The sequence below is a fragment of the Phenylobacterium sp. genome, from assembly GCF_037189685.1.
Lineage (GTDB): Bacteria > Pseudomonadota > Alphaproteobacteria > Caulobacterales > Caulobacteraceae > Phenylobacterium.
The window spans coordinates 1-19,081 of sequence record NZ_JBBCIT010000042.1; the positions used below are offsets into that span (position 1 = coordinate 1).

Annotated in this window: 18 protein-coding genes and 3 riboswitches; of the genes, 13 read left to right on the forward strand and 5 right to left on the reverse strand. The window is 72.4% G+C overall.

Features of this window, described 5'->3' with window-relative positions; genetic code table 11:
• A partial coding sequence (locus tag WG212_RS21070) for a GTP-binding protein (RefSeq protein ID WP_337189081.1) occupies window positions 1-435 on the reverse strand: 435 nt, incomplete at its 3' end.
• A gap of 92 nt (window positions 436-527) precedes the next feature.
• Window positions 528-723: riboswitch (cobalamin riboswitch) on the reverse strand.
• Window positions 724-790: 67 nt separating this feature from the next.
• Window positions 791-1,342 carry a bifunctional adenosylcobinamide kinase/adenosylcobinamide-phosphate guanylyltransferase gene (gene cobU, locus WG212_RS21075; protein WP_337189082.1) on the reverse strand — a complete coding sequence of 184 codons (552 nt, stop codon included), beginning with the start codon at window positions 1,340-1,342 and terminating at the stop codon, window positions 791-793.
• Between the two features lie 5 nt (window positions 1,343-1,347).
• Window positions 1,348-1,553, forward strand: a riboswitch (cobalamin riboswitch).
• Window positions 1,554-1,686: 133 nt separating this feature from the next.
• Here cobU and cobD point away from each other — a divergent pair.
• From cobD to WG212_RS21125, 10 genes are all read left to right on the forward strand, one after another.
• A complete protein-coding gene (gene cobD, locus WG212_RS21080) occupies window positions 1,687-2,775 on the forward strand; it encodes a threonine-phosphate decarboxylase CobD (protein WP_337189083.1) in 1,089 nt (362 codons plus the stop codon).
• A complete protein-coding gene (locus WG212_RS21085; RefSeq protein WP_337189084.1) occupies window positions 2,772-3,638 on the forward strand; it encodes an ABC transporter substrate-binding protein in 867 nt (288 codons plus the stop codon). Before cobD ends, WG212_RS21085 begins: the two co-directional genes overlap by 4 nt.
• Entirely contained in the window at window positions 3,635-4,621 is a 987-nt protein-coding gene (locus tag WG212_RS21090; protein WP_337189085.1) for an iron ABC transporter permease, read from the forward strand. Before WG212_RS21085 ends, WG212_RS21090 begins: the two co-directional genes overlap by 4 nt.
• The gene (locus tag WG212_RS21095) at window positions 4,618-5,391 is read left to right on the forward strand and encodes an ABC transporter ATP-binding protein (RefSeq protein ID WP_337189086.1); all 774 of its coding nucleotides are present in this window, start codon (window positions 4,618-4,620) and stop codon (window positions 5,389-5,391) included. Before WG212_RS21090 ends, WG212_RS21095 begins: the two co-directional genes overlap by 4 nt.
• Window positions 5,381-6,328, forward strand: a complete 948-nt coding sequence (gene cbiB, locus WG212_RS21100) for an adenosylcobinamide-phosphate synthase CbiB (protein ID WP_337189087.1) — start codon at window positions 5,381-5,383, stop codon at window positions 6,326-6,328. Before WG212_RS21095 ends, cbiB begins: the two co-directional genes overlap by 11 nt.
• On the forward strand, window positions 6,316-7,794 hold the full coding sequence (locus WG212_RS21105; RefSeq protein ID WP_337189088.1) for a cobyric acid synthase: 1,479 nt from the start codon (window positions 6,316-6,318) through the stop codon (window positions 7,792-7,794). The genes cbiB and WG212_RS21105 overlap by 13 nt, the downstream gene beginning before the upstream one ends.
• Window positions 7,791-8,819 (forward strand): nicotinate-nucleotide--dimethylbenzimidazole phosphoribosyltransferase, encoded by a 1,029-nt coding sequence (gene cobT, locus WG212_RS21110; RefSeq protein ID WP_337189089.1) that lies wholly within the window; start codon window positions 7,791-7,793, stop codon window positions 8,817-8,819. The genes WG212_RS21105 and cobT overlap by 4 nt, the downstream gene beginning before the upstream one ends.
• 17 nt (window positions 8,820-8,836) lie before the next feature.
• Window positions 8,837-9,583, forward strand: a complete 747-nt coding sequence (cobS, locus tag WG212_RS21115; RefSeq protein WP_337189090.1) for an adenosylcobinamide-GDP ribazoletransferase — start codon at window positions 8,837-8,839, stop codon at window positions 9,581-9,583.
• Window positions 9,574-10,113: a hypothetical protein gene (locus tag WG212_RS21120; protein ID WP_337189091.1), complete on the forward strand. Its 540-nt coding sequence runs from the start codon at window positions 9,574-9,576 to the stop codon at window positions 10,111-10,113. Before cobS ends, WG212_RS21120 begins: the two co-directional genes overlap by 10 nt.
• Window positions 10,112-10,303, forward strand: a riboswitch (cobalamin riboswitch). Its footprint overlaps the gene before it by 2 nt.
• A 125-nt stretch (window positions 10,304-10,428) precedes the next feature.
• A complete protein-coding gene (locus tag WG212_RS21125) occupies window positions 10,429-12,390 on the forward strand; it encodes a TonB-dependent receptor (protein ID WP_337189092.1) in 1,962 nt (653 codons plus the stop codon).
• Window positions 12,391-12,612: 222 nt separating this feature from the next.
• Here WG212_RS21125 and WG212_RS21130 read toward each other — a convergent pair whose 3' ends face one another.
• The gene (locus WG212_RS21130) at window positions 12,613-14,430 is read right to left on the reverse strand and encodes an NAD(P)/FAD-dependent oxidoreductase (protein WP_337189093.1); all 1,818 of its coding nucleotides are present in this window, start codon (window positions 14,428-14,430) and stop codon (window positions 12,613-12,615) included.
• Between the two features lie 269 nt (window positions 14,431-14,699).
• On the opposite strand from WG212_RS21130, the gene WG212_RS21135 reads away from it, so the two are divergent.
• From WG212_RS21135 to WG212_RS21145, 3 genes are read left to right on the forward strand one after another with little or no spacing between them, the layout of a single operon-like run.
• Window positions 14,700-15,866: a PepSY-associated TM helix domain-containing protein gene (locus WG212_RS21135; RefSeq protein ID WP_337189094.1), complete on the forward strand. Its 1,167-nt coding sequence runs from the start codon at window positions 14,700-14,702 to the stop codon at window positions 15,864-15,866.
• Window positions 15,863-16,045 (forward strand): hypothetical protein, encoded by a 183-nt coding sequence (locus tag WG212_RS21140; protein ID WP_337189095.1) that lies wholly within the window; start codon window positions 15,863-15,865, stop codon window positions 16,043-16,045. The genes WG212_RS21135 and WG212_RS21140 overlap by 4 nt, the downstream gene beginning before the upstream one ends.
• Before the next feature lie 25 nt (window positions 16,046-16,070).
• Window positions 16,071-18,257, forward strand: coding sequence for a TonB-dependent receptor (locus WG212_RS21145; RefSeq protein ID WP_337189096.1), 2,187 nt, complete (start codon window positions 16,071-16,073; stop codon window positions 18,255-18,257).
• A gap of 62 nt (window positions 18,258-18,319) precedes the next feature.
• Here the strand turns inward: WG212_RS21145 and WG212_RS21150 are convergent, their stop codons facing one another.
• Both WG212_RS21150 and WG212_RS21155 read right to left on the reverse strand, forming a co-directional pair.
• Window positions 18,320-18,565, reverse strand: coding sequence for a hypothetical protein (locus WG212_RS21150; protein ID WP_337189097.1), 246 nt, complete (start codon window positions 18,563-18,565; stop codon window positions 18,320-18,322).
• 118 nt (window positions 18,566-18,683) lie between these two features.
• Window positions 18,684-19,049, reverse strand: coding sequence for a hypothetical protein (locus WG212_RS21155; protein WP_337189098.1), 366 nt, complete (start codon window positions 19,047-19,049; stop codon window positions 18,684-18,686).
• Between the last annotated feature and the right edge of the window lie 32 nt (window positions 19,050-19,081).

A 19,081-nucleotide genomic window follows, 5' to 3' on the forward strand; every position in this document is an offset into this window, starting at 1 on the left:
CGCGCGGGCGGCGACGCGGCCGCGCGCCACCGCGTCGGCGTCGATCATCGCCACCACGCCATCCACGGTGGCGCGCGTGCGCACCTCGGGCCAGGTGAAGGCCTTCACCAGGGGTTTGGGCAGGGCCAGGCCCGAGGTCTCCACGATGATGTGCTCGGGCGGATCGGGCCGGTCGATGAGCTTCGTCATGGTCGGCAGGAAATCGTCGGCCACCGTGCAGCAGATGCAGCCGTTGGCGAGCTCGACGATGTCCTCCTCGGCGCAGCCCTCGATCCCGCAGCCCTTCAGGATGTCGCCGTCGATGCCCACGTCGCCGAACTCGTTGACGATGACGGCGAGGCGGCGGCCGTTGGCCTTCTCCAGCAGGCTGCGGACGAGGGTGGTCTTGCCCGAGCCCAGGAAGCCGGTGACGACGGTGGTGGGGATCTTGGCCATGCGCATCTCCAGCGAGGGGCGGACGATGCATGACGGCGTGCGGCGCGCCGGGAGCCGGCGCCGCGACGATCCGTCAGGCGCCCTCCGCACCCGGGTTTCGTATCCGTCGAGGTCGGTCTCCTGGCTCTTGCTCTCGACGCGGCGCCTTCCCGGGACGGACCCAGTGGCGTTCGCCGCGCGATTGACGAGCAATCACAGTTGCGGGGGCAGCCGCGGCCTTGGCTCCGGAGAGCCGCACCGCATTCCCGGGAACCTCTCGGTTCCCATACCTCGACGGCTCAAGGCCTAAGCCCATGACCCCAGGGGGTCAAGGCGCGCTGTCGGCCCCGACGATCGCGGGCCGGATCGAAGGGGGCTAGGAACGGGGCTTCACGGCAAGGGGAAGGCCCGCGACCAGCATCACCACCTCGTCCGCCTGGGCGGCGAGCGCCTGGTGCAGTCGCCCGGCCTCGTCGCGGAATCTCCGACTGAGGGCGTTGTCGGGCACGATGCCCAGGCCGACCTCGTTGCTCACCACCCACAGCCGGGCCGGCGTGCGCGCCAGCGCGGCGAGCAGGCCGTCGCGCGCCGCCTCGACGTCGTTCCCGCCCAGGATCAGGTTGGTGAGCCAGAGGGTGAGACAGTCGATCACCGCGACGTCGCCCGGGCCGAGCGCATCCACCGCGGCGGCCAGGTCGAGGGGCGCTTCCACGGTGCGCCAGCGATCGCCGCGATCCGCCCGGTGGCGCGCGATACGGTCGGACATCTCGGTGTCGAACGCCTGGGCGGTCACGATCATCACGGGCGTCGCCATCGCCGGAGCGGCGGCCGCCTCCGCGCCGGCCTGGGCGTAGGCGCTCTTGCCCGAGCGCGCCCCGCCCAGCACGAACGTCAGCTTCTGGGGCGCAATTGACTGTCCGGAGCGCACGCTCTAACCCCGATCCCGCGTCAGGTTCCTCGAAAGAGGATGAAAAGGGAACGGGGTATCTCAGGCCCCGGCTGTCCCCGCAACTGTAGGCGGTGAGCCCGCGCGTCAAAGGTCACTGGACCTCGGGCCTCGTTTGGCCAGATCCGGGAAGACGACGCGCACCGGCGACGATCCGCGAGCCAGGAGACCTGCCCGGCGCCGTCGTTCTTCACCCGGCCGGGGCGTGCCGAGTGGACGGGGAGGTCCCGCGCAACGGCAGGCAACCACGCCCCGCGGCCCGGCAGGCCGTGCGGGCGGCCTCGGAGGGACGGGCGATGGCCATGCGGCCGCACGCGCCGGATCGAATGACGGACGCCCCCGCCGGCGCGGGCCGGGCGGTCGCCGCCGCGCAGGCCCGGATCGGGGACGGGAGGGTCGGCGAGGAAGGGGCCTTTGCGGCCCATGCCGCCGCGCACGGAGGGCGCCTGTCGGCCGCCATGAGGGCCTATCCGCAGGCGCCTGCGCCGTGGCTCGACCTCTCTACCGGGATCAATCCGGAGCCCTGGCCGGGATCGCGGGCGCCCGGGGATGTCCTGGCCCGGCTGCCGGACCCGGCGCAGCTCGCCGGACTGGAGGCGACCGCCGCGCGCGCTTTCGGGGTCGCCGATCCGGCGCGGGTGGTGGCGACCGGCGGCGCCGAGGCGGGGCTGCGTCTCCTGCCGCGGGCGCTGCACGCCGAGGACGTCGACATCGTCTCGCCCACCTATTCCGGCCACGAGTCAGCCTGGCGGACCGGCGCGACGCGCGTCTACCGGATCGCGGCCGAACGCGTGCGCGCCTCGGCCGCCTTCGTGCTGGCGCTGGTCAATCCCAACAATCCGGACGGGCGCGCGCTCGGCCGCGACCCCCTCTCGGACCTGATCGCCCGGCGGACGGCGCGTCGGCTCTGGACGATCGTCGACGAGTCCTTCGTGGAGACCGAGCCCGGCCTGAGCGTGGCTGACCTCACCTCGGACCGGCTTGTCGTCCTGCGGTCGTTCGGCAAGTTCTATGGCTTGCCGGGGCTGCGGCTGGGCTTCGTGATCGCGCCGCCGGAGATCGCGGGACGGCTGCGGGGCCTGCAGGGGGATTGGCCGGTGAGCGCGGAGGCGATCGTCATGGGAGCCCAGGGCTACGCCGATCGGGCGTGGCGGTCGCACGCCGAGGCGCGGCTGCGGCTCCAGGCGGAGGCGTTGGACGATCTGCTCGTCCGGCGGGGCCTCACCGTGCTGGGCGGGACCAGCCTGTTCCGGCTGGCGTCGGTGGGCCATGCCGGGGCCGTCTTCGACGGTCTCTGCCGGGCCGGCGTCCTGACGCGGCCGTTCACCTATCGGGCCGACTGGCTGCGGTTCGGCCTGCCGCGACGGGAGGACCTCGGGCGGCTGGACGAGGCGCTGCGGCAGGTGATGCGATGAGCTGGGGGCGCCGCGACGTGCTGGCCGCTGCCGTGGCGGGGGGGCTCGCGCCCGGGATCGCCGCGGGCGCGGTCCCAGGGCCGGTCGCGCCCCGGCGCGTCGTGTCGCTGAACGCCTGCCTGGACGTGATCCTGGTGCACCTGGCGGACCGGGAGCAGATCGCCGCCCTCAGCCACTACGCCCGCGATCCCGGCAGCTCGACCATCGCGCCGCTGGCCCGGACCTTGCCCTTCACCTGGGAGAGCGCCGAGGAGGTGATCGCGCTGCGGCCGGACCTCGTGCTGGCCAGCCGCCATTCCGCGCCGGCGACCCGCAACGCGCTCCAGCGGCTGGGCGTACGGACCGAGCGGTTCGCGACGCCGAAGACCGTCGCCGAGAGCCTGGAACAGGTGGCGCGGGTGGCCCGCCTCGTCGGCCGCCCGGAGCGCGGCGCGGCGCTCGCCGCCCGCATCGAGGCGGCGCTCAGGGCCGCGAGGCCCGCCTCGGGAACGCCGCCGCTGACCGCCCTGGTCTATCAGCCGAACGGCTTCAGCCCCGGGCCGGGCACGCTCGCCGACGAACTGATGACCCTGGCCGGCTTCGAGAACGTCGCCCGCCGCTATGGCCTGAGGTCGTGGGGCAACGTGCCGCTGGAACGCCTGCTTGCCGACCCGCCGCAGGTGCTCCTGGTGGGCGAGCCGTCGCCCGGCCTGCGGAGTTGGGCGGACCGGGTGATGACACATCCGGCCCTGGCCTCGCTCGAGGGGCGGATGCGGCAGGCGCGGCTTCCGGACCAGTTGCTCTATTGCGGAGGACCGGTGCTGATCGACGCCGCCCGCGCGCTGGCCGCGGCGCGACGAAATCTGGACGCGCGCGCCACATGACCGCCTGGCCGAGATGGGGCGTCTACGCCGCGGCGGCGGGCCTGCTCGCGGTCCTGGCCTTCGCCAGCCTGAGCGCGGGCCGGGTGTGGGTGCCGTGGTCGGCCTGGGCGGCGGCGGCCGACGATCCGCGCTGGGCGATCGTCTTCGGGCTGCGGGCGCCGCGCACGCTGCTGGCCATCCTGGTCGGCGGCGCGCTGGGCCTCTCGGGGGCCGCCTTGCAGGGCTACACGCGCAACGCGCTGGCCGATCCCGGCGTGCTGGGCGTGTCCGCCATGGCTGCGTTCGGGGCGGTGATGACCCTGTATTTCGGACTGGCGGGCGGCGCGCCCTGGGTGCTGCCGGCGGCGGCCATGATCGGGGCGGGGGCGGGGGTCGTGGTGCTGCTGGTCCTGGCCGGCGCGACCTCCAGCCTCGTGACCTTCATCCTGGCGGGCGTGATCGTGCAGACGATCGCCGGCGCCGGCGTGGCGCTGGCGCTCAATCTCGCCCCCGATCCCTGGTCGGTGAACGAGATCGTCAACTGGCTCATGGGTTCGCTGGCCGACCGCAGCGTCGAGGAGGTCCGCCTGGCCGCGCCGGGCGTGGTGGCGGGATGCGCGCTGCTGCTGACGCTCGGGCGGTCGCTGGATGCGCTGACCCTGGGCGAGACGGGCGCGCGTTCGCTGGGGGTCGACCTCGGCCGGGCCCGCCTTCTGCTGGCGGCGGGGGTGGCGCTGGCGGTGGGCTCCAGCGTGGCGGTCACCGGGGTGATCGGGTTCGTGGGGCTGGTGACCCCGCACCTGCTGCGGCCGTTCGTGGGCGCCCGGCCGGGCGCGCTGTTGCTGCCCTCCTTCCTGGGCGGGGCGATCCTGGTCCTGGCGGCGGACATCCTGGTGCGGCTGACGCCGGCGGCGACCGAGGTGAAACTCAGCGTCGCCATGACCGCCCTGGGCGGCCCCTTCTTCCTGGCCATCCTCATCGGCATGCGGCGGAGGCTGGCATGAGCGGGCTCGGCGCCCGGAGCCTGGACGTCGCGCTGGGCGGCGCGCCGATCCTGCGCGACGTCAGCCTCGCATTGGCGGCCGGAGCGGTCACCGCCATCGTCGGCCCCAACGGCGCCGGGAAGTCGACCTTGCTCGAGACGCTGGCGGGCCTGCGGCGTCCCGACGCCGGCGCCGTCGACCTGGACGGCGCGCCGCTGCTGGCGATGAAGCCGCGCGAAAGGGCCCGCCGGATCGGCTTCCTGCCCCAGACGCCCGAAGTGGCCTGGGCGGTCACGGTGCGGACCTTCGTCGGCCTGGGCCGCACCGCCTTCACCGGGCCTTGGGGCCTGGGGCGTGAGGACCAGGCGGCGGTGGAGGCGGCGATGCGCGCGGCGGGCGTGAGCGACTTCGCCGAACGGGTGGTGACGACGCTGTCCGGCGGCGAGCGCGCCCGGGTGTTCGTCGCCCGCGCGCTGGCCGGGCGGCCCGCATGGCTCCTCGCCGACGAGCCGCTCACGGGGCTGGATCCCGGCCACGCGCTCGATGCGCTGGCCCTGTTCCGCGGGCTTGCGGAGCAGGGGGCCGGCGTGGTCGTCACCCTGCACGACCTGTCCCTGGCCGCGCGTGTCGCCGACCGCGTCGTCGTGCTCGCGCAGGGCCGCATCGTCGCCGACGGGCCGCCGGCCGCCTGCCTGGCGCCCGAGGTCCTGCGTGCGGCCTATGGGGTGGAGGCGGTGATCGTCGAGGGGGCGGAGGGGCCGCTGATCGAGGTGTTGCGGCGTGCCGGCTGACCCGCTCCTGGTCCTGGCGGCCGCCGGGCTGGACGCCGCCGTCGGCTATCCCGACCGACTGCACCGGCGTCTGCCGCACCCTGTGGTCTGGGTGGGCTCGGCGATCTCGGCCCTGGAGCGGGCCTGGAACCGGCCGGATCGGACCGACGCGACGCGGCGGGCCCTGGGAGTCGCCACGGTGCTGTTGACGGGCGGCGGCGCGGCGGCGCTGGGCTGGGCCCTGGAATGGGGGTTCGGCTTCGTATCCTGGCCTGTCGGGATGGTGCTGACCGCCGTGGCGGGCTCGATCGGCCTGGCGCAGCGCAGCCTGTACGACCACGTCCTCGCCGTCCTGCGACCGCTGGAGGCCGGCGACCTGTCGGGCGCGCGTCGGGCCGTCGGCATGATCGTGGGGCGGGATACGGGGAGCCTGGACGAGGCCGGCGTCGCCGCCGCCGCGCTGGAGAGCCTGGCCGAGAGTTTCAACGACGGGGTGGCCGCGCCCCTCTTCTGGTTCGCCCTGGCCGGCCTGCCGGGCCTCTTCGCCTACAAGGCGGTGAACACCGCCGATAGCCTGATCGGGCACCGGGAACCCCGCTGGCGCGACTTCGGCTGGGCGGCCGCCCGCACGGATGACCTGATGAACCTGATCCCGGCGCGGCTCGCCGGCGTCGCGGTGGCCCTGGCGGGCCCTGGCGGCTGGCGCATGATGTGGCGGGACGCGCCCAAGCACGCCTCGCCCAATGCCGGCTGGCCCGAGGCGGCGATGGCCGGCGCGCTGGGGGTCCGCCTGGGCGGCCCGGCGTCGTACGACGGCGAGGTCCAAGACCGGCCGGCGTTCGGCGACGGGCCGGAGCCCACATCCGCTGACCTGCGCCGCGGACTTTCGGTCTATGTGCGGGCCTGCGGCCTGCTGTGGGCCGCGCTGGCGATCGGAGCGTTCGCATGGCCGCGCTGATGCTCCAGGGCTGCGGGTCGGACGTGGGCAAGTCGGTGCTGGTGGCCGGGCTCTGCCGGCTGTTCGCGAACCGTGGGCTCAGGGTGCGCCCCTTCAAGCCGCAGAACATGTCCAACAACGCCGCGGTCACCGCCGACGGCGGCGAGATCGGCCGCGCCCAGGCGCTCCAGGCGCTGGCCTGCCGTGCGGTCCCCACCGTCGACATGAACCCCGTCCTCCTCAAGCCGCAGTCCGACGTGGGCGCCCAGCTCGTGGTGCGGGGGCGGATGGCCGGAACCTGGAAGGCGGCCGGCTATCAGGACCGCAAGGCCGCGCTCCTGCCCACCGTGGTCGAGAGCTTCCGCCGGCTCGAGGGCGAGGCGGATCTGGTGATCGTGGAGGGCGCCGGCAGTCCGGCGGAAACGAACCTGAGGGCCAACGACATCGCCAACATGGGATTCGCCCATGCCGCGGACGTCCCCGTCGTGCTGGTGGGCGACATCGACCGTGGCCATGTGATCGCCAGCCTGGTGGGCGCGCAGGTGGTTCTGGACGGCGCGGACCGGGACCGCGTGAAAGGCTTCCTGATCAACAAGTTCCGGGGCGATCCTCGACTGTTCGACGCCGGGCGGGCCGACATCGCGGCGCGCACGGGCTGGGCCGATTTCGGCATGGTTCCGTGGCTCGGGGCCGCCGCGCGCCTGCCGGCCGAGGACGCCGTGGCGCTCGAACACGCCCGGGGCGGGGAACGCCGACGGGTGACGATCGCGGTCCCGATGCTGTCGCGGATCGCCAATTTCGACGACTTCGACCCTCTGCGGGCCGAGCCGGACGTGGACCTCAGGTTCGTGCCGCCGGGCCGCGCGCTGCCCGGAGACGCGGACCTGGTAGTCCTGCCGGGCACCAAGGCGACGCTGGCCGATCTCGGATTCCTGCGCGAACAGGGCTGGGACGTGGATCTCGCCGCCCACGTGCGGCGCGGCGGTCGGGTGCTGGGGGTTTGCGGCGGCTACCAGATGCTGGGTCGGCGCGTGAGCGACCCCGCGGGCGTGGAAGGACCGCCCGGCGCGGCGGATGGCCTGGGCCTTCTGCCGGTGGAGACGGTGCTGACCGGCGACAAGGTCCTGCGCCCGGTGCGCGGGGCGATGCTCGGCGCGCGATTCGAAGGCTACGAGATGCACGTCGGCCGCACCACGGGCGCAGCCGCGCCCTGGCTGGAGATCGATGACGGACCGGCGGACGCGGACTGGGGCTGCGTGTCGCCCGATGGGCGGATCATGGGCGCCTATGTCCACGGATTGTTCGCCGCCGGCGCGGCTCGGGCCGCGTTCCTGGCGATGTTCGGCGCGGAGAGCCGGGTCGGCGACTATGGCGGTGTGGTGGACGCGGCCCTGGACGAGATCGCCGAGGTGCTGGCCGGCGCGCTCGACATCCCGGGGCTGGCCCGTCTGGCTGGCCTGACCGCCGCCGTGGGGACGGGCGGATGAACGTGGTCCCGACGGCCGACACGATCCTGGCCGCCGCCGTGCAGGCGCGGCTGGACGGCAAGGCCAAGCCCCCGGGCTCGCTGGGCCGCATCGAGGCGCTCGCCCTGCAACTGGCGCTGATCCGCGGCTCGGCCGAGGTCTGCGCCGACAAGGCCCTGCTGCTGCTCTGCGCGGGGGACCACGGCCTCACCGAGGCCGGCGTGTCCGCCTATCCGGCCGAGGTGACCCGGGCGATGGTGGCCACCCTGCTGGCGGGCAAGGCCAGCGCGAACGCCTTCGCCCGCGCCGTAGGGGCCGAGGTGCTGGTGGTCGACGCCGGCGTGGCGGCCGACCTTCCGGCGTATCCCGGCCTGCTGGACGCCAAGGTGGGACGCGGCACGGCGAACGCCGCCGTCGCGCCGGCCATGACCCTTCGGGAGGTGGAGTCCGCCCTGGCGCGCGGGGCGGCCATCGCCCGCGACCGCCTCGCCGAGGGCGGATTCGAGGTGCTGCTGCTGGGCGAGATTGGCATCGGCAACAGCGCGTCGGCCGCGCTGCTCATGCATCGCCTGGCGCCGGCCCCCTTGGCCGACTGTATCGGCGCCGGAGCCGGCCACGACGCGAAGGGGATGAGGCGCAAGGCCGCCGCCCTGGAGGCCGCCGCGCGGCGGACGCCCGCCACCGCGCCGCGGGAGGTGCTGGCCGAGTTCGGAGGGTTCGAGATCGCCATGATGGCGGGCGCGGTCCTGGGCGCGGCCGCCGTGCGGCGGCCCGTGATCGTCGATGGCTTCATCGGTTCGGCCGCCGCCCTGGCCGCGGTGCGGCTGGAGCCCGCTTCGGCGGACTACCTGATCTTCTCCCACCGTTCGGCCGAGAAGGGACATGCCCGGATGCTGGAGGCGTTGGAGGCGCGACCGCTGCTGGACCTGTCGCTGCGGCTGGGCGAAGGCACCGGGGCCCTGCTGGCGCTGCCGCTGGTGCGCGCCGCCGCACGCCTGCTGACCGACGTGGCCAGTCTAGATGAGGTCCTGGGGGGAGAGCTTTGAATCTGCGTCGGGAAGTCGTGCTTCTCGTTGTTGCGGCGCAGTTCCTGACCCGCCTGCCGTCGCCGCGCCTGTCGGCCTTCGAGCCCGACTGGGTGACGCGCAGCGCCCGCTGGTTTCCGCTGGTGGGCCAGCTGGTGGGGGCGATGGCCGGCGTCGTCTTCCTGGGCGCGGCTCAGCTCTGGCCGCCCGCGGTGGCCGCCGTCCTCGCGCTGGCGGCGGGCCTGCTGGCCACGGGCGCGCTGCACGAAGACGGCCTGGCCGACACGGCCGACGGCCTGTTCGGGGGCGCCACGCCCGCCCGCCGGATCGAGATCATGAAGGACAGCCGGATCGGGACCTACGGCGTCCTGGCCCTGGTCGTGGTGCTGGGGTTGAAGGCCGCGGGCCTGGCGGCGCTGACGCCGGTGACGGGCTTCTGGGCGCTGGTCGCCGTCCACGGCCTGGGTCGCGCGGCGGCGGTGACGGCCATGCGGGTCACACCCTATGCGCCCGAGGGACGACCCACCCGCTGGACACCGGCGCAGGCGGGGGTGCGAACCTGGGAATTGGCCTTTTCCCTGGTCCTGGCGGCCTGGCCGCTGGCGATGCTCGGTCCCGCCGTGGCGTTCGCGGCGTTATTCGGCGCGGCGCTCGGCGCGGCGGTCGTGATCGCGACCGCCCGGCGCCGGCTCGGCGGCCATACCGGGGATGTCCTGGGCGCCGTGGAGCAGGCGGCGGAGGTTTGCGGCCTGCTGGGCGTCGTGGCGGTCGTGACATGCGCCTGATCGTCGGGCCGGAACGCCATGCGGATCCGACGTTCACCGTAGGGGCCGACCTGCTGGTGCTGCGGTCCCCGACCGCGGAAGGCCCGGGTCCCCAGGGCGGCCGTCGGCGCCTGGAACTCCGGTTCAACGACATCGCCGATGCCCGGGCCGGGTTCACGCCGCCGGATGCGGCCATCGTCCGGCAGATCCTGGCCTTCGGCCGCGACACCGCGACGCTCGCCGTCTTCTGCTACGCGGGCGTCAGCCGATCGACCGCGGCCGCCTACGCCGTCGCCTGCCAGGCCACGCAGCCCGGACGGGAAGCGGAACTGGCCCAGGCCCTGCGGGCGCTGTCGCCCGCCGCCACGCCCAATCCGCTGATGGTGGCCCTGGCGGACGCCGCGCTCGGCCGGGGCGGACGGATGGTGGCCGCCATCGCCGCCATCGGCCGCGGGACCGAGGCGTTCGAGGGGCCTTTGTTCGAATGGCGCCCGGGTGACGACTCCGAGGTGACCCAACGGGAGATTGACCGCGGCCGGCGCCGGCGGTAGCTCGACGGCTGCGTCAGGTTCCCCGCAAGGGGAGAATAGGGAACGGGGTCCAACGCCCCGGCTGCCCTCGCAACTGTAGGCGGCGAGCCCGCGCGTCAGACGCCACTGGGCCCCTCAGGGGCCTGGGAAGGCGACGCGCACCGGCCTTGACCCGCAAGCCAGGAGACCTGCCCGACGCAGTCGTCCTTCGACCGGCCGAGGTGCGCCGGGCGAGCGGGTTTCCCCGAGAGGCGACGTGGTGCGGTCGCGCGCGCGGCCGAAGCCGGCGTACGCCAGGACGCCGTCCCCGCGCGCCATGAGACGAGGGGACAGGATATGGGCAAGGCCCTTTTCATCGGATCGGCGTTCGCCTTGGCGGCGGCGGGAGCAGGGTGGGGCGCATGGGCGGCCGAATTGCAGGATGCGCCCGACCCTGATGTCGCGGCGCGGGCGGGCGCCACGGGTGTGGCGGAAGTGGTGGTGACCGCCAACCGTACGGCGCAGGCGCGCGACCGGGTGGGGCAGTCGGTGACGGTGCTGACCGATGCGGTCATCCGGAGCAGTCAGGCGACGACGGCGGCGGACCTCCTGGCCCGGACGCCGGGCGTCAGCTTCACCCGCAACGGCGGGCCGGGCGCGTCCACGAGCCTGAACATCCGCGGCGCCGAGAGCCAGCATACCGTGGTGCTGATCGACGGCGTGAAGCTCAACGATCCGTCCTCGACCCAGGGCGGCTTCAACGCCGGCAACCTGCTCATCGGCGACATCTCTCGCATCGAGGTGCTCCGCGGCGCCCAGTCGACCCTGTGGGGCAGCCAGGCCATCGGCGGCGTGGTGAACATCGTCACCCGCGAGCCGGAGGAGGCCTTCGAGGCTTCGGTCAACGTCGAGGCCGGCGCGCGCGACACCGCCTACCTGCGGGCCGGTGTGGGCGGGCTCACCGAGCGTATCGCGTGGCGGCTGGCCGGCGGGTACTACACCACCGACGGGTTCTCGGCCTATCGGCTGGGGCGGGAGCGGGACGGCTACATCAACGCCGGGGCGTCCGGCCGGCTTCGGGTGACCCTGGCGGAGGCGGTCTCGGCGGAGGTGCGGGCCGTGTATTCGCGGGGCCGCAACGATTTCGACGCGGTCGGCGCCGACACCCCGGAGTTCGGACGCACGGCGGAACTGGTGGCCTACGCCGGCCTCAACGCCGCCTTCCTGGACGGGCGGCTGAAGAACCGGGTGGCCTTTGCCTATACGGATACCGATCGGGAGAATCTGAATCCCCTGCGCACGACCACTCAGCCGCTCACATTCGATGCAGCCGGCAAGAACCGGCGATTCGAATATCAGGGCGTGTTCGCGATCCGCGAGGACTGGACGGTGACCTTTGGCGCCGAGAGCGAGACGGCGCGGATGCGGACGCGCTCGCCGACGCCCGCAATCCCCGACCCGGCCTATGTGCGTGGAAAGGTGGGCGTCGACAGCCTCTACGGCCAGATGCAGGCCGGCGTCGCCCCCGGCCTGACGCTCACCGGGGGCCTGCGGTATGACGACCACGACACCTTCGGCGGCCACGTCGTGGGCCAGGTCGCCGCGGCCTGGTCGCTGAACGACGGCGCGACGGTGCTTCGCGCGAGCTGGGGCGAGGGGTTCCGCGCGCCGGGCGTCTTCGAGCTGTACAGCGACTTCGGCAACACCGGCCTGTCGCCCGAGCGCGTGAAGAGCTGGGACGCCGGCGTCGAGCAGCGGCTGTTCGATCGGGCGCGGGTGTCGGCCACCTGGTTCGACCGCGACGCCGACAACGAGATCCGCTTCAATTCCTGTACGGCGGCCTCGACCGATCCCCTGTGCCGCGTGAACGGGACGGTGCGGTTCGGCTACTATCGCAACATCCTGAAGACCCGGGCGCGCGGCGTCGAACTGGCGGGCGAGGTGACGCCGGTCGAAGGGCTGACGGTTTCGGGCAACTACACCTGGACCGACGCGGAGAACGCCTCGGGCGCCAACGCCGGTAAGCGGCTGGTCCGGCGGCCCGAGCACATGTGGAACCTCTCGGCGGCCTACGAATGGCCGATCGGCGTCTCCACCTCTGCGGCCGTCCGCCACGTGGGCAAGACCTTCAACAACGACGCGAACACAGTGGCGCTCAAGGCCTACACCGTGGTGGATGTCCGCGCGTCCTGGCCGGTGAGCGAGCGGGTCGAGATCTTCGGGCGCGTCGAGAACCTCCTGGACGAGGACTACGAGACCATCCTCAACTACGGGACGGCCGGACGCGGGGCGTTCGCCGGCGTGCGAGCGAGGTTCTAGGCCGGCGACGCCGCGGGCGCCTCACCCAGGCAAAGCGGGCAGGCAAGTCGGGCAGGCAAAGCGGATGGCGGCAGTCGCTTGCGGGGTCGAGGAGGGGAGGCGGTGTGAGATCTTCGCGCCAGCAGCCTTCGCCATCCGCCGCCGCCAGGCCGCAGGCGCAGGCCGACCCCCAGAGGGCGCAGGCCTTCGTCCGGTCGCGCGGGCCGCGCGGCCGGAGCCCGGTCAGCGGAATTCGAGGCCCTCGAAGTCGCCCGAGTTCCGCCATGCGTCGATGTAGCGGAAGTAGGCCGAGGGTCCGGCGGGGTAGCCGACGTTGAGCCGGGCGGCAGGGCCCGGGTCCTGGCCCTCGTTGTTGTAGTAGCCCGGCGTGCAGTCGGCGGCGCCCATCATCATGCGCCCCGGCCCCTGGAGCAGGAGTTCGACCCACGCGTCCTGGGCGGCCTTCGAGACCTCCACCTCACGCGCCCCGGCGTCCAGGGCGTGTTTCACCACCGTGGCGATCGTCCGCCCGCCCTCGGTCAGGTTGTGCGGAATGTTGGAGATCAGGTTGGCGCCCTGGGTCGGCTGGACGAAGAACAGGTTGGGGAAACCATGCACGTGGATGCCGTGCCTGGTCTTCATGCCCTCGGCCCACGCCTCGCTGAGCTTCAGCCCGTCGCGGCCCGACACATCGAATCCGGCGCGACGCCGGTATTCCGTGCCGACCTCGAAACCCGAGGCGTAGATGATGCAGTCGACCTCGTATTCGACGCCGCCCGCGACGAGGCCCTTGGCGGTGATCCGCTCCACGCCCTTGCCATCGGTGTCGACGAGGGTGACGTTCGGGTTGTTGAAAGCCTGGAGGTAGGCGTCGTGGAAGCACGGACGCTTGCAGAGCTGCCGGTACCAGGCTTTCAGCCGGTCGCCGGTCTCGCGATCCTCGACGATGGTGTCCACGCGGGCCCGGATCTCCTCCATCTTCTCGAAGTCGGAATCCTCGAACGCGGCCAGCATGCCCATCGGGTTGCGTTGCTCGGCCGGAAGGTCGGCGATCTTCGCCCGGATCCGGCGCGACAGGTCGGTCCAGCCGTCCTGCACCAGGTCCTCGGCGGCGTTCCCCATAGCCTGGTTGTCGGTGAAGTTCTCCAGCCAGCGCTGTTGCCAGCCCGGCGTGGCGATCTCTGAGAACCAGTCCGGATCGATCGGCGCGTTGGCGCGGACGTCGATCGACGAGGGGGTGCGCTGGAACACGTAGAGCCGGCCGGCGGTCTTGGCCAGGTGGGGGACGGCCTGAACCGAGGTGGCGCCCGTGCCGATGATGGCGATGCGCTTGTCGGCCAGCCTGTCCATCGGCGCGCCCAGCGGGTCGCCGCCGGTGTAGTCGTAGTCCCACCGGCTGGTGTGGAAGCTGTGGCCCTGGAAGTCCTCGATACCGGGGATGCCCGGCAGTTTCGGAACGTGCAGGGGCCCGGTGCCCAGGCCGACGAAGCTGGCGGTGAAGCGGTCGCCGCGATTGGTGGAGATCACCCAGCGCCTGGCCGCGTCGTCCCAGGCGAGGTCGGTGACCTCGGTGTGGAAGAGGGCGTTGTCGTACAGGCCGAACTGGCGGCCGATCCGCTGGCACTGGGCCAGGATCTCGGGCGCGTGCGCATACTTCTCGCTGGGCATGTGGCCGGTCTCTTCGAGCAGCGGCATGTAGACCATCGAGGCCGTGTCGCATTGCGCGCCGGGATAGCGGTTCCAGTACCAGGTGCCGCCGAAGTCGCCGCCCTTCTCGACGATCCGGACGTCGGTGACGCCGGCTTCGGCCAGGCGCGCGCCGGTGACGAGGCCGGCGAATCCGCCGCCCACGAAGGCGAAGGTGACGTGGTCGGTCTTCGGTTCGCGCTCTGCGAACGGGGTGTAGGGATCGTCCAGATAGTGGGCGAGATGGCTGCCCTTCAGTTCCAGGTACTGGGCGTTTCCATCGGCGCGCAGGCGCTTGTCGCGTTCAGCCCGGTACCTGGCGAGCAGGGCCTGCTTGTCGATGCTGCGGGGCGGGCTGGCGGTGTTTCCGTCCATCGGGATGTCCTGGTTCGCAAGGGCTGGAGCGCCCTGTCGTCGGGGGGAGTGTATCCGCCGCAGGCCCATACCATATGTTCAAATTGAAATCTGTCGCAGGGGAAGGCCGTGGTCGAGCGGAGCTGGCGACGCCCGGCCCTGCGATCTGGACCTGTGGCATCGCGGGCACACGAGACGGCCACCTCCGCCGGAGCGGTTTGACGGTCTTGTGACGGAGGCGTCCCGCGCCTATCAGTGCGAGTGCTTCGCAATTGCGATAAAGGCCGCTCATGACGACCGGCGCCCTCCGCGGCTGGTTCCTGATCCACAAATGGACCAGCATCGTCTGCACGGCCTTCCTGCTGATGCTCTGCGTCACGGGCCTGCCGCTGATCTTCCACGACGAGATCGACTCCTTCAGCGAGCATCACCCGGCGTTCGCGCGAGGCGGCGTGGCCTCGTCGGGCGACGATCCCGCCCTGAAGTCCCTGGACGAGATGCTGGCCAAGGCGCTGGCGGCGCGACCGGGTGAGGTCCCGCTCTTCATGGCCTTCGACAACGACCGGCCGCTGATGACCGTGACGACCGGGCCGTCCCCCGATGCGCCGGAAAGCCGGATGACCATCCAGCTCTTCGACCGTGCGACGGGCGAGGCGGTGGGCGAGGAAGAGCCCAAGGGTGTCATGTACGTGCTGCTCAAGCTGCATACCGACATGTTCCTCGGCCTGCCGGGAATGCTCTTCCTGGGGGTGATGGGGCTGCTGTTCGTCGCCGCCATCGTCTCGGGCGTGGTCCTCTACGCGCCGTTCATGCGCAAGCTTCCGTTCGGAACGGTGCGCGCCAGCAAGAGCGCCCGGGTCCGCTGGCTCGACTACCACAACCTCCTGGGCGCGGTGACCCTGGCCTGGGCGAGCGTCGTCGGCTTCACGGGGGTGATCAACACCCTGGCCACGCCCATCGTCCAGGTCTGGCAGCTCTCGGAACTGGCGGAGATGACCCGCGCCTACGACGGGCGCCCGGCGCTCCCGCCGTCCCGATACGGCTCGCTGGACAGGGCTATGGCGGCCGCCAGGGTGGCGATGCCCGACGCGAACCCGCAGTTCATCGGCTTTCCGGGCGGGGCGTTCTCGAGCAAGCATCACTACGCGGTGTTCTTCCAGGGCGGCACGCCGCTGACCGAACGGCTGCTGACGCCGGCGCTCATCGACGGGGAGACCGGAGCGCTCACCGACGTGCGGCCGATGCCGTGGTACGCCCAGGCGCTGCTCATCTCGCAGCCGCTGCATTTCGGCGACTACGGCGGCTTGCCGCTGAAGATCCTCTGGGCGGTGCTCGACGTCTTCACCATCGTGGTGCTGGGGTCCGGTCTCTATCTCTGGCTGGGCAAGGGACCGTCCACCGCCGGGCGTGTGCGCGAGATCCAGGCCGGCGCGGCAGCGGAAGAGGCCGTCGGATGAAGCCCGGCCCGCGCAGCCTCTGGGCGATCTTCGCCGCCCCCATCGCCATCGGTGTCGCCAGCGTGGTCGGCCTCGTCGTCGCCCTGACCGGCGACGGCCTGCGCGACGTGGCGTCCTGGCTGGCTCTCGCCGTTCCCGTCGCCGCGACCGCCTGGGCGTTGCGCGCCCGCCGTCGCTGACCCGTTTCACCTGAGGAAGACCTTCGTGCCCCACATCTCACGCACCCGGCTGCTGATCGCCGCCTCCGTCCTGGGACTCGCCGCCGCCCATCCTGCCCTGGCGCAGGACACCAGCGTCGAGGAACTGATCGTCACCGCCCAGAAGGCGAACCAGACCGAGGTCACGCGCGGCGGGCGCCTCGGCGTCCTGGGCGACAAGGCGGCCGAGGACACGCCGTTCTCGATCCGCAGCTACAACGCCGCCCTGATCCTGAACCAGCAGCCCCAGACGCTGGGCCAGGTGCTGGAGAACGACCCGTCGATCCGCACCACCTACGGCTTCGGCAACGCCGCCGAACAGTTCGTCATCCGCGGCTTCGTGCTGAATGGCGACGACGTGGGCCTGGACGGCCTCTATGGCCTTGCGCCCCGTCAGCTCGTGGCGCCGGAACTCTACGAGTCGGTCCAGGTTCTGAACGGCGCCAGCGCCTTCCTGAACGGGGCGGCTCCCGGCGGCAGCGCGATCGGCGGCAGCGTCAACCTCCTGCCCAAGCGGGCCGGCGCGGGCGACCTGGCGCGGTTCACGGCCGGCTACACCTCCGACGCGCACGTCGGCGCCAGCTTCGACGTGGCCCGCCGGTTCGGGGAGGGGGGCGAGTTCGGGGTGCGCGTCAACGGCGCGGCGCGAGGCGGTGACGTCTCGATCGACGACGAGTTCCGCAGCACCTACGTTCTGGGCGGCGCCTTCGACTATCGGGGGGAGACGGTCCGCCTGTCGGCCGATCTGGCCTATCAGCGCGTGAAGGTGCGCCGGCTGCGGCCCAAGGTGCAACTCGGCGGGCTGACGGTGATCCCGAAGGTCCCCTCATCCGACGCCAACTACGCCCAGGATTTCACCTATACGACGCTGCGCGATGTGTTCGGCGTGGTGAAGGCCGAGTGGGACGTGTCCGAGAACACCATGCTGTACGTCTCGGCCGGCGCACGCGACGGTTCGGAGGACGGCGTCTACGACAGCATCACCGTCACCAACGCCACGACCGGCGCCGCGACCGGCGGCGCGCTCTTCGTGCCCCGCACCGACAACAACGAGGCCGCACAGGCCGGTGTCAGGCTCCGCGGGACGACGGGGGCGGTCACCCACGAGGTCAACGCCGGAGGCTCGGTCCTCTGGCAGGTGAACCGCAACGCCTACGATTTCCTGGGCGGTTTTGCGGGATTCCCCACCAATCTGTACGCCACGCCGCAGATTCCCCGGCCGGGAACGGGATTCGTGGGCGGGGATCTGGACGATCCCGACCCCGTGAGCCGCACCCGGCTGCGCAGCCTCTTCGTCTCCGACACCCTGGGCTTCCTGGACGACCGGCTGCTGGTGACCGCGGGTCTGCGCTGGCAGGAGATCGAACTCAGGAGCTACGACTATTTCACGACCCTGCGGACCAGCCGCTACAGGTCGGACGCGTTGACCCCGGTGGTGGGCGTGGTCTTCAAGCCAGCCGAAGGGGTCTCCCTGTTCGCCAACCGCGTGGAGGGTCTCGTCCAGGGCGGCGTCGCGCCTGTCAGCGGGACCGATCCGGTCACCGGCGGAACGCTGCCGGTCAGCAACGCCAACGAGACGCTGTCGCCCTTCAAGTCGACCCAGTACGAACTGGGCGCCAAGTGGCGGATCGGCCGGATGAACGCCAGCGTCGCGGTCTTCCAGACCCGACAGCCGCGCAGCTACACGGCCCCCGACCCGTCGACGCCCGGCTTCCTGCGTTTCGACAGCTTCGGCGAGCAGCGCAATCGGGGGATCGAGCTGTCCGTCGATGGCGAAGTCGCCCGCGGCCTGCGGGTCATCGCCGGCGCCTCGATCCTCGACGCCGAGCTGCGGGACACGGGCGTCCCGGCCCAGGACGGGAACAAGGCGCCCGGCGTGCCCGACTACCTGCTCAACGCGAATGTCGAATGGGACCTGCCGGCCATACCGGCGCTGACCCTCACGGGTCGGATCGTCCACACCGGCGAGCAGCAGGTGAACGCCGCCAACACGCTGCAGATTCCCGACTGGACCCGACTGGACCTGGGCGTACGCTACGTGGCCGTGCTGGCGGACCGGCCCGTCACCCTTCGCTTCAATATCGACAATGTGACCAACGAAAAATACTGGGCGTCGGCCTTCGACCAGTTCGTGCCGCAGCTGCTCCAAGGCGCGCCGCGCACCTACAAGCTCTCCGCGTCGGTCGATTTCTGAGGCCCTGCCTGACGAGGGCCGGCGGTCAAGGCCGCCGGACCTTCACGCCGGGCGCGCGCCCGTCACCGGCCGGGGAACGTGGCGGTCCGCCGGGCGGCGGGCCATCCATCCCCGACCGCCGCCTCGTGACCGGCGCTGGGAGCGTCCGTCGGGGCGAAGGCAAGGACGAGCCGGCGAACGGGATCCATGGAGGCGACAAGCGCGGCGGCCAACGCCATCCGGAACGGGTCTTCGAAGCTCATCAGGACGAGCACCAGGACGGCCAGCGCGAGCCACGTCAACAATCCGGTAAGGTTAAGGCGTCCCATGTGCGGAGTTCATCCTGCTCCGCGCGGATCGGCAATGGGGTTCGCGGGGACGGCGAGTCCGGGTGGCCGGTTTCCCCCGTCGGCTTCGTCTGCTGTGCTGCGGCCCGAGGTCTTCCTCTCAGGGCGTGCAGGGCTCGCGGGTCCAGGCGTGGACCACGGTGGGCTGCCGCGCGGAATCCGGCGCGGCGGCGCCCGTCATCAGAACGTCCTGGGGCGCCGTGGAGGTGGCGCAGGCGCGCGCCTGGGGCTGCGCCTGAATCAGAATCCGGAAACCTGCCGGCGCCCGGCTGGTCTCACCGCCACCGGCCAGGAGGCACTCGGCCTCCGGCCGGCCGGCGGCGTCCTGTCCCACGGCGCAGCGCATCGCGGGCGCGTCCGCCGGGCGCGCGCCACCCGAGATCAGGCGGATCGGCGTCCCAGCCGCCATCGAAGGCCCGACGGCCAAGACGGAGACCAGCAACGCGGCGGCGGAACCTCGGATCATGGCGGCCTCGTCATGCGATGAAGGCCTGGAGC

What these genes read in the sequence shown, in the direction of transcription:
- WG212_RS21095 (WP_337189086.1), top strand. Translation starts at nt 4,618, where the DNA reads ATGAGCGGGCTCGGCGCCCGGAGCCTGGACGTCGCGCTGGGCGGCGCG.
- cobD (WP_337189083.1), top strand. Translation starts at nt 1,687, where the DNA reads ATGACGGACGCCCCCGCCGGCGCGGGCCGGGCGGTCGCCGCCGCGCAG.
- WG212_RS21130 (WP_337189093.1), bottom strand. Translation starts at nt 14,430, where the DNA reads ATGGACGGAAACACCGCCAGCCCGCCCCGCAGCATCGACAAGCAGGCC.
- WG212_RS21105 (WP_337189088.1), top strand. Translation starts at nt 6,316, where the DNA reads ATGGCCGCGCTGATGCTCCAGGGCTGCGGGTCGGACGTGGGCAAGTCG.
- WG212_RS21150 (WP_337189097.1), bottom strand. Translation starts at nt 18,565, where the DNA reads ATGGGACGCCTTAACCTTACCGGATTGTTGACGTGGCTCGCGCTGGCC.
- WG212_RS21135 (WP_337189094.1), top strand. Translation starts at nt 14,700, where the DNA reads ATGACGACCGGCGCCCTCCGCGGCTGGTTCCTGATCCACAAATGGACC.
- WG212_RS21090 (WP_337189085.1), top strand. Translation starts at nt 3,635, where the DNA reads ATGACCGCCTGGCCGAGATGGGGCGTCTACGCCGCGGCGGCGGGCCTG.
- WG212_RS21125 (WP_337189092.1), top strand. Translation starts at nt 10,429, where the DNA reads ATGGGCAAGGCCCTTTTCATCGGATCGGCGTTCGCCTTGGCGGCGGCG.
- WG212_RS21120 (WP_337189091.1), top strand. Translation starts at nt 9,574, where the DNA reads ATGCGCCTGATCGTCGGGCCGGAACGCCATGCGGATCCGACGTTCACC.
- WG212_RS21085 (WP_337189084.1), top strand. Translation starts at nt 2,772, where the DNA reads ATGAGCTGGGGGCGCCGCGACGTGCTGGCCGCTGCCGTGGCGGGGGGG.
- WG212_RS21140 (WP_337189095.1), top strand. Translation starts at nt 15,863, where the DNA reads ATGAAGCCCGGCCCGCGCAGCCTCTGGGCGATCTTCGCCGCCCCCATC.
- cobT (WP_337189089.1), top strand. Translation starts at nt 7,791, where the DNA reads ATGAACGTGGTCCCGACGGCCGACACGATCCTGGCCGCCGCCGTGCAG.
- WG212_RS21155 (WP_337189098.1), bottom strand. Translation starts at nt 19,049, where the DNA reads ATGATCCGAGGTTCCGCCGCCGCGTTGCTGGTCTCCGTCTTGGCCGTC.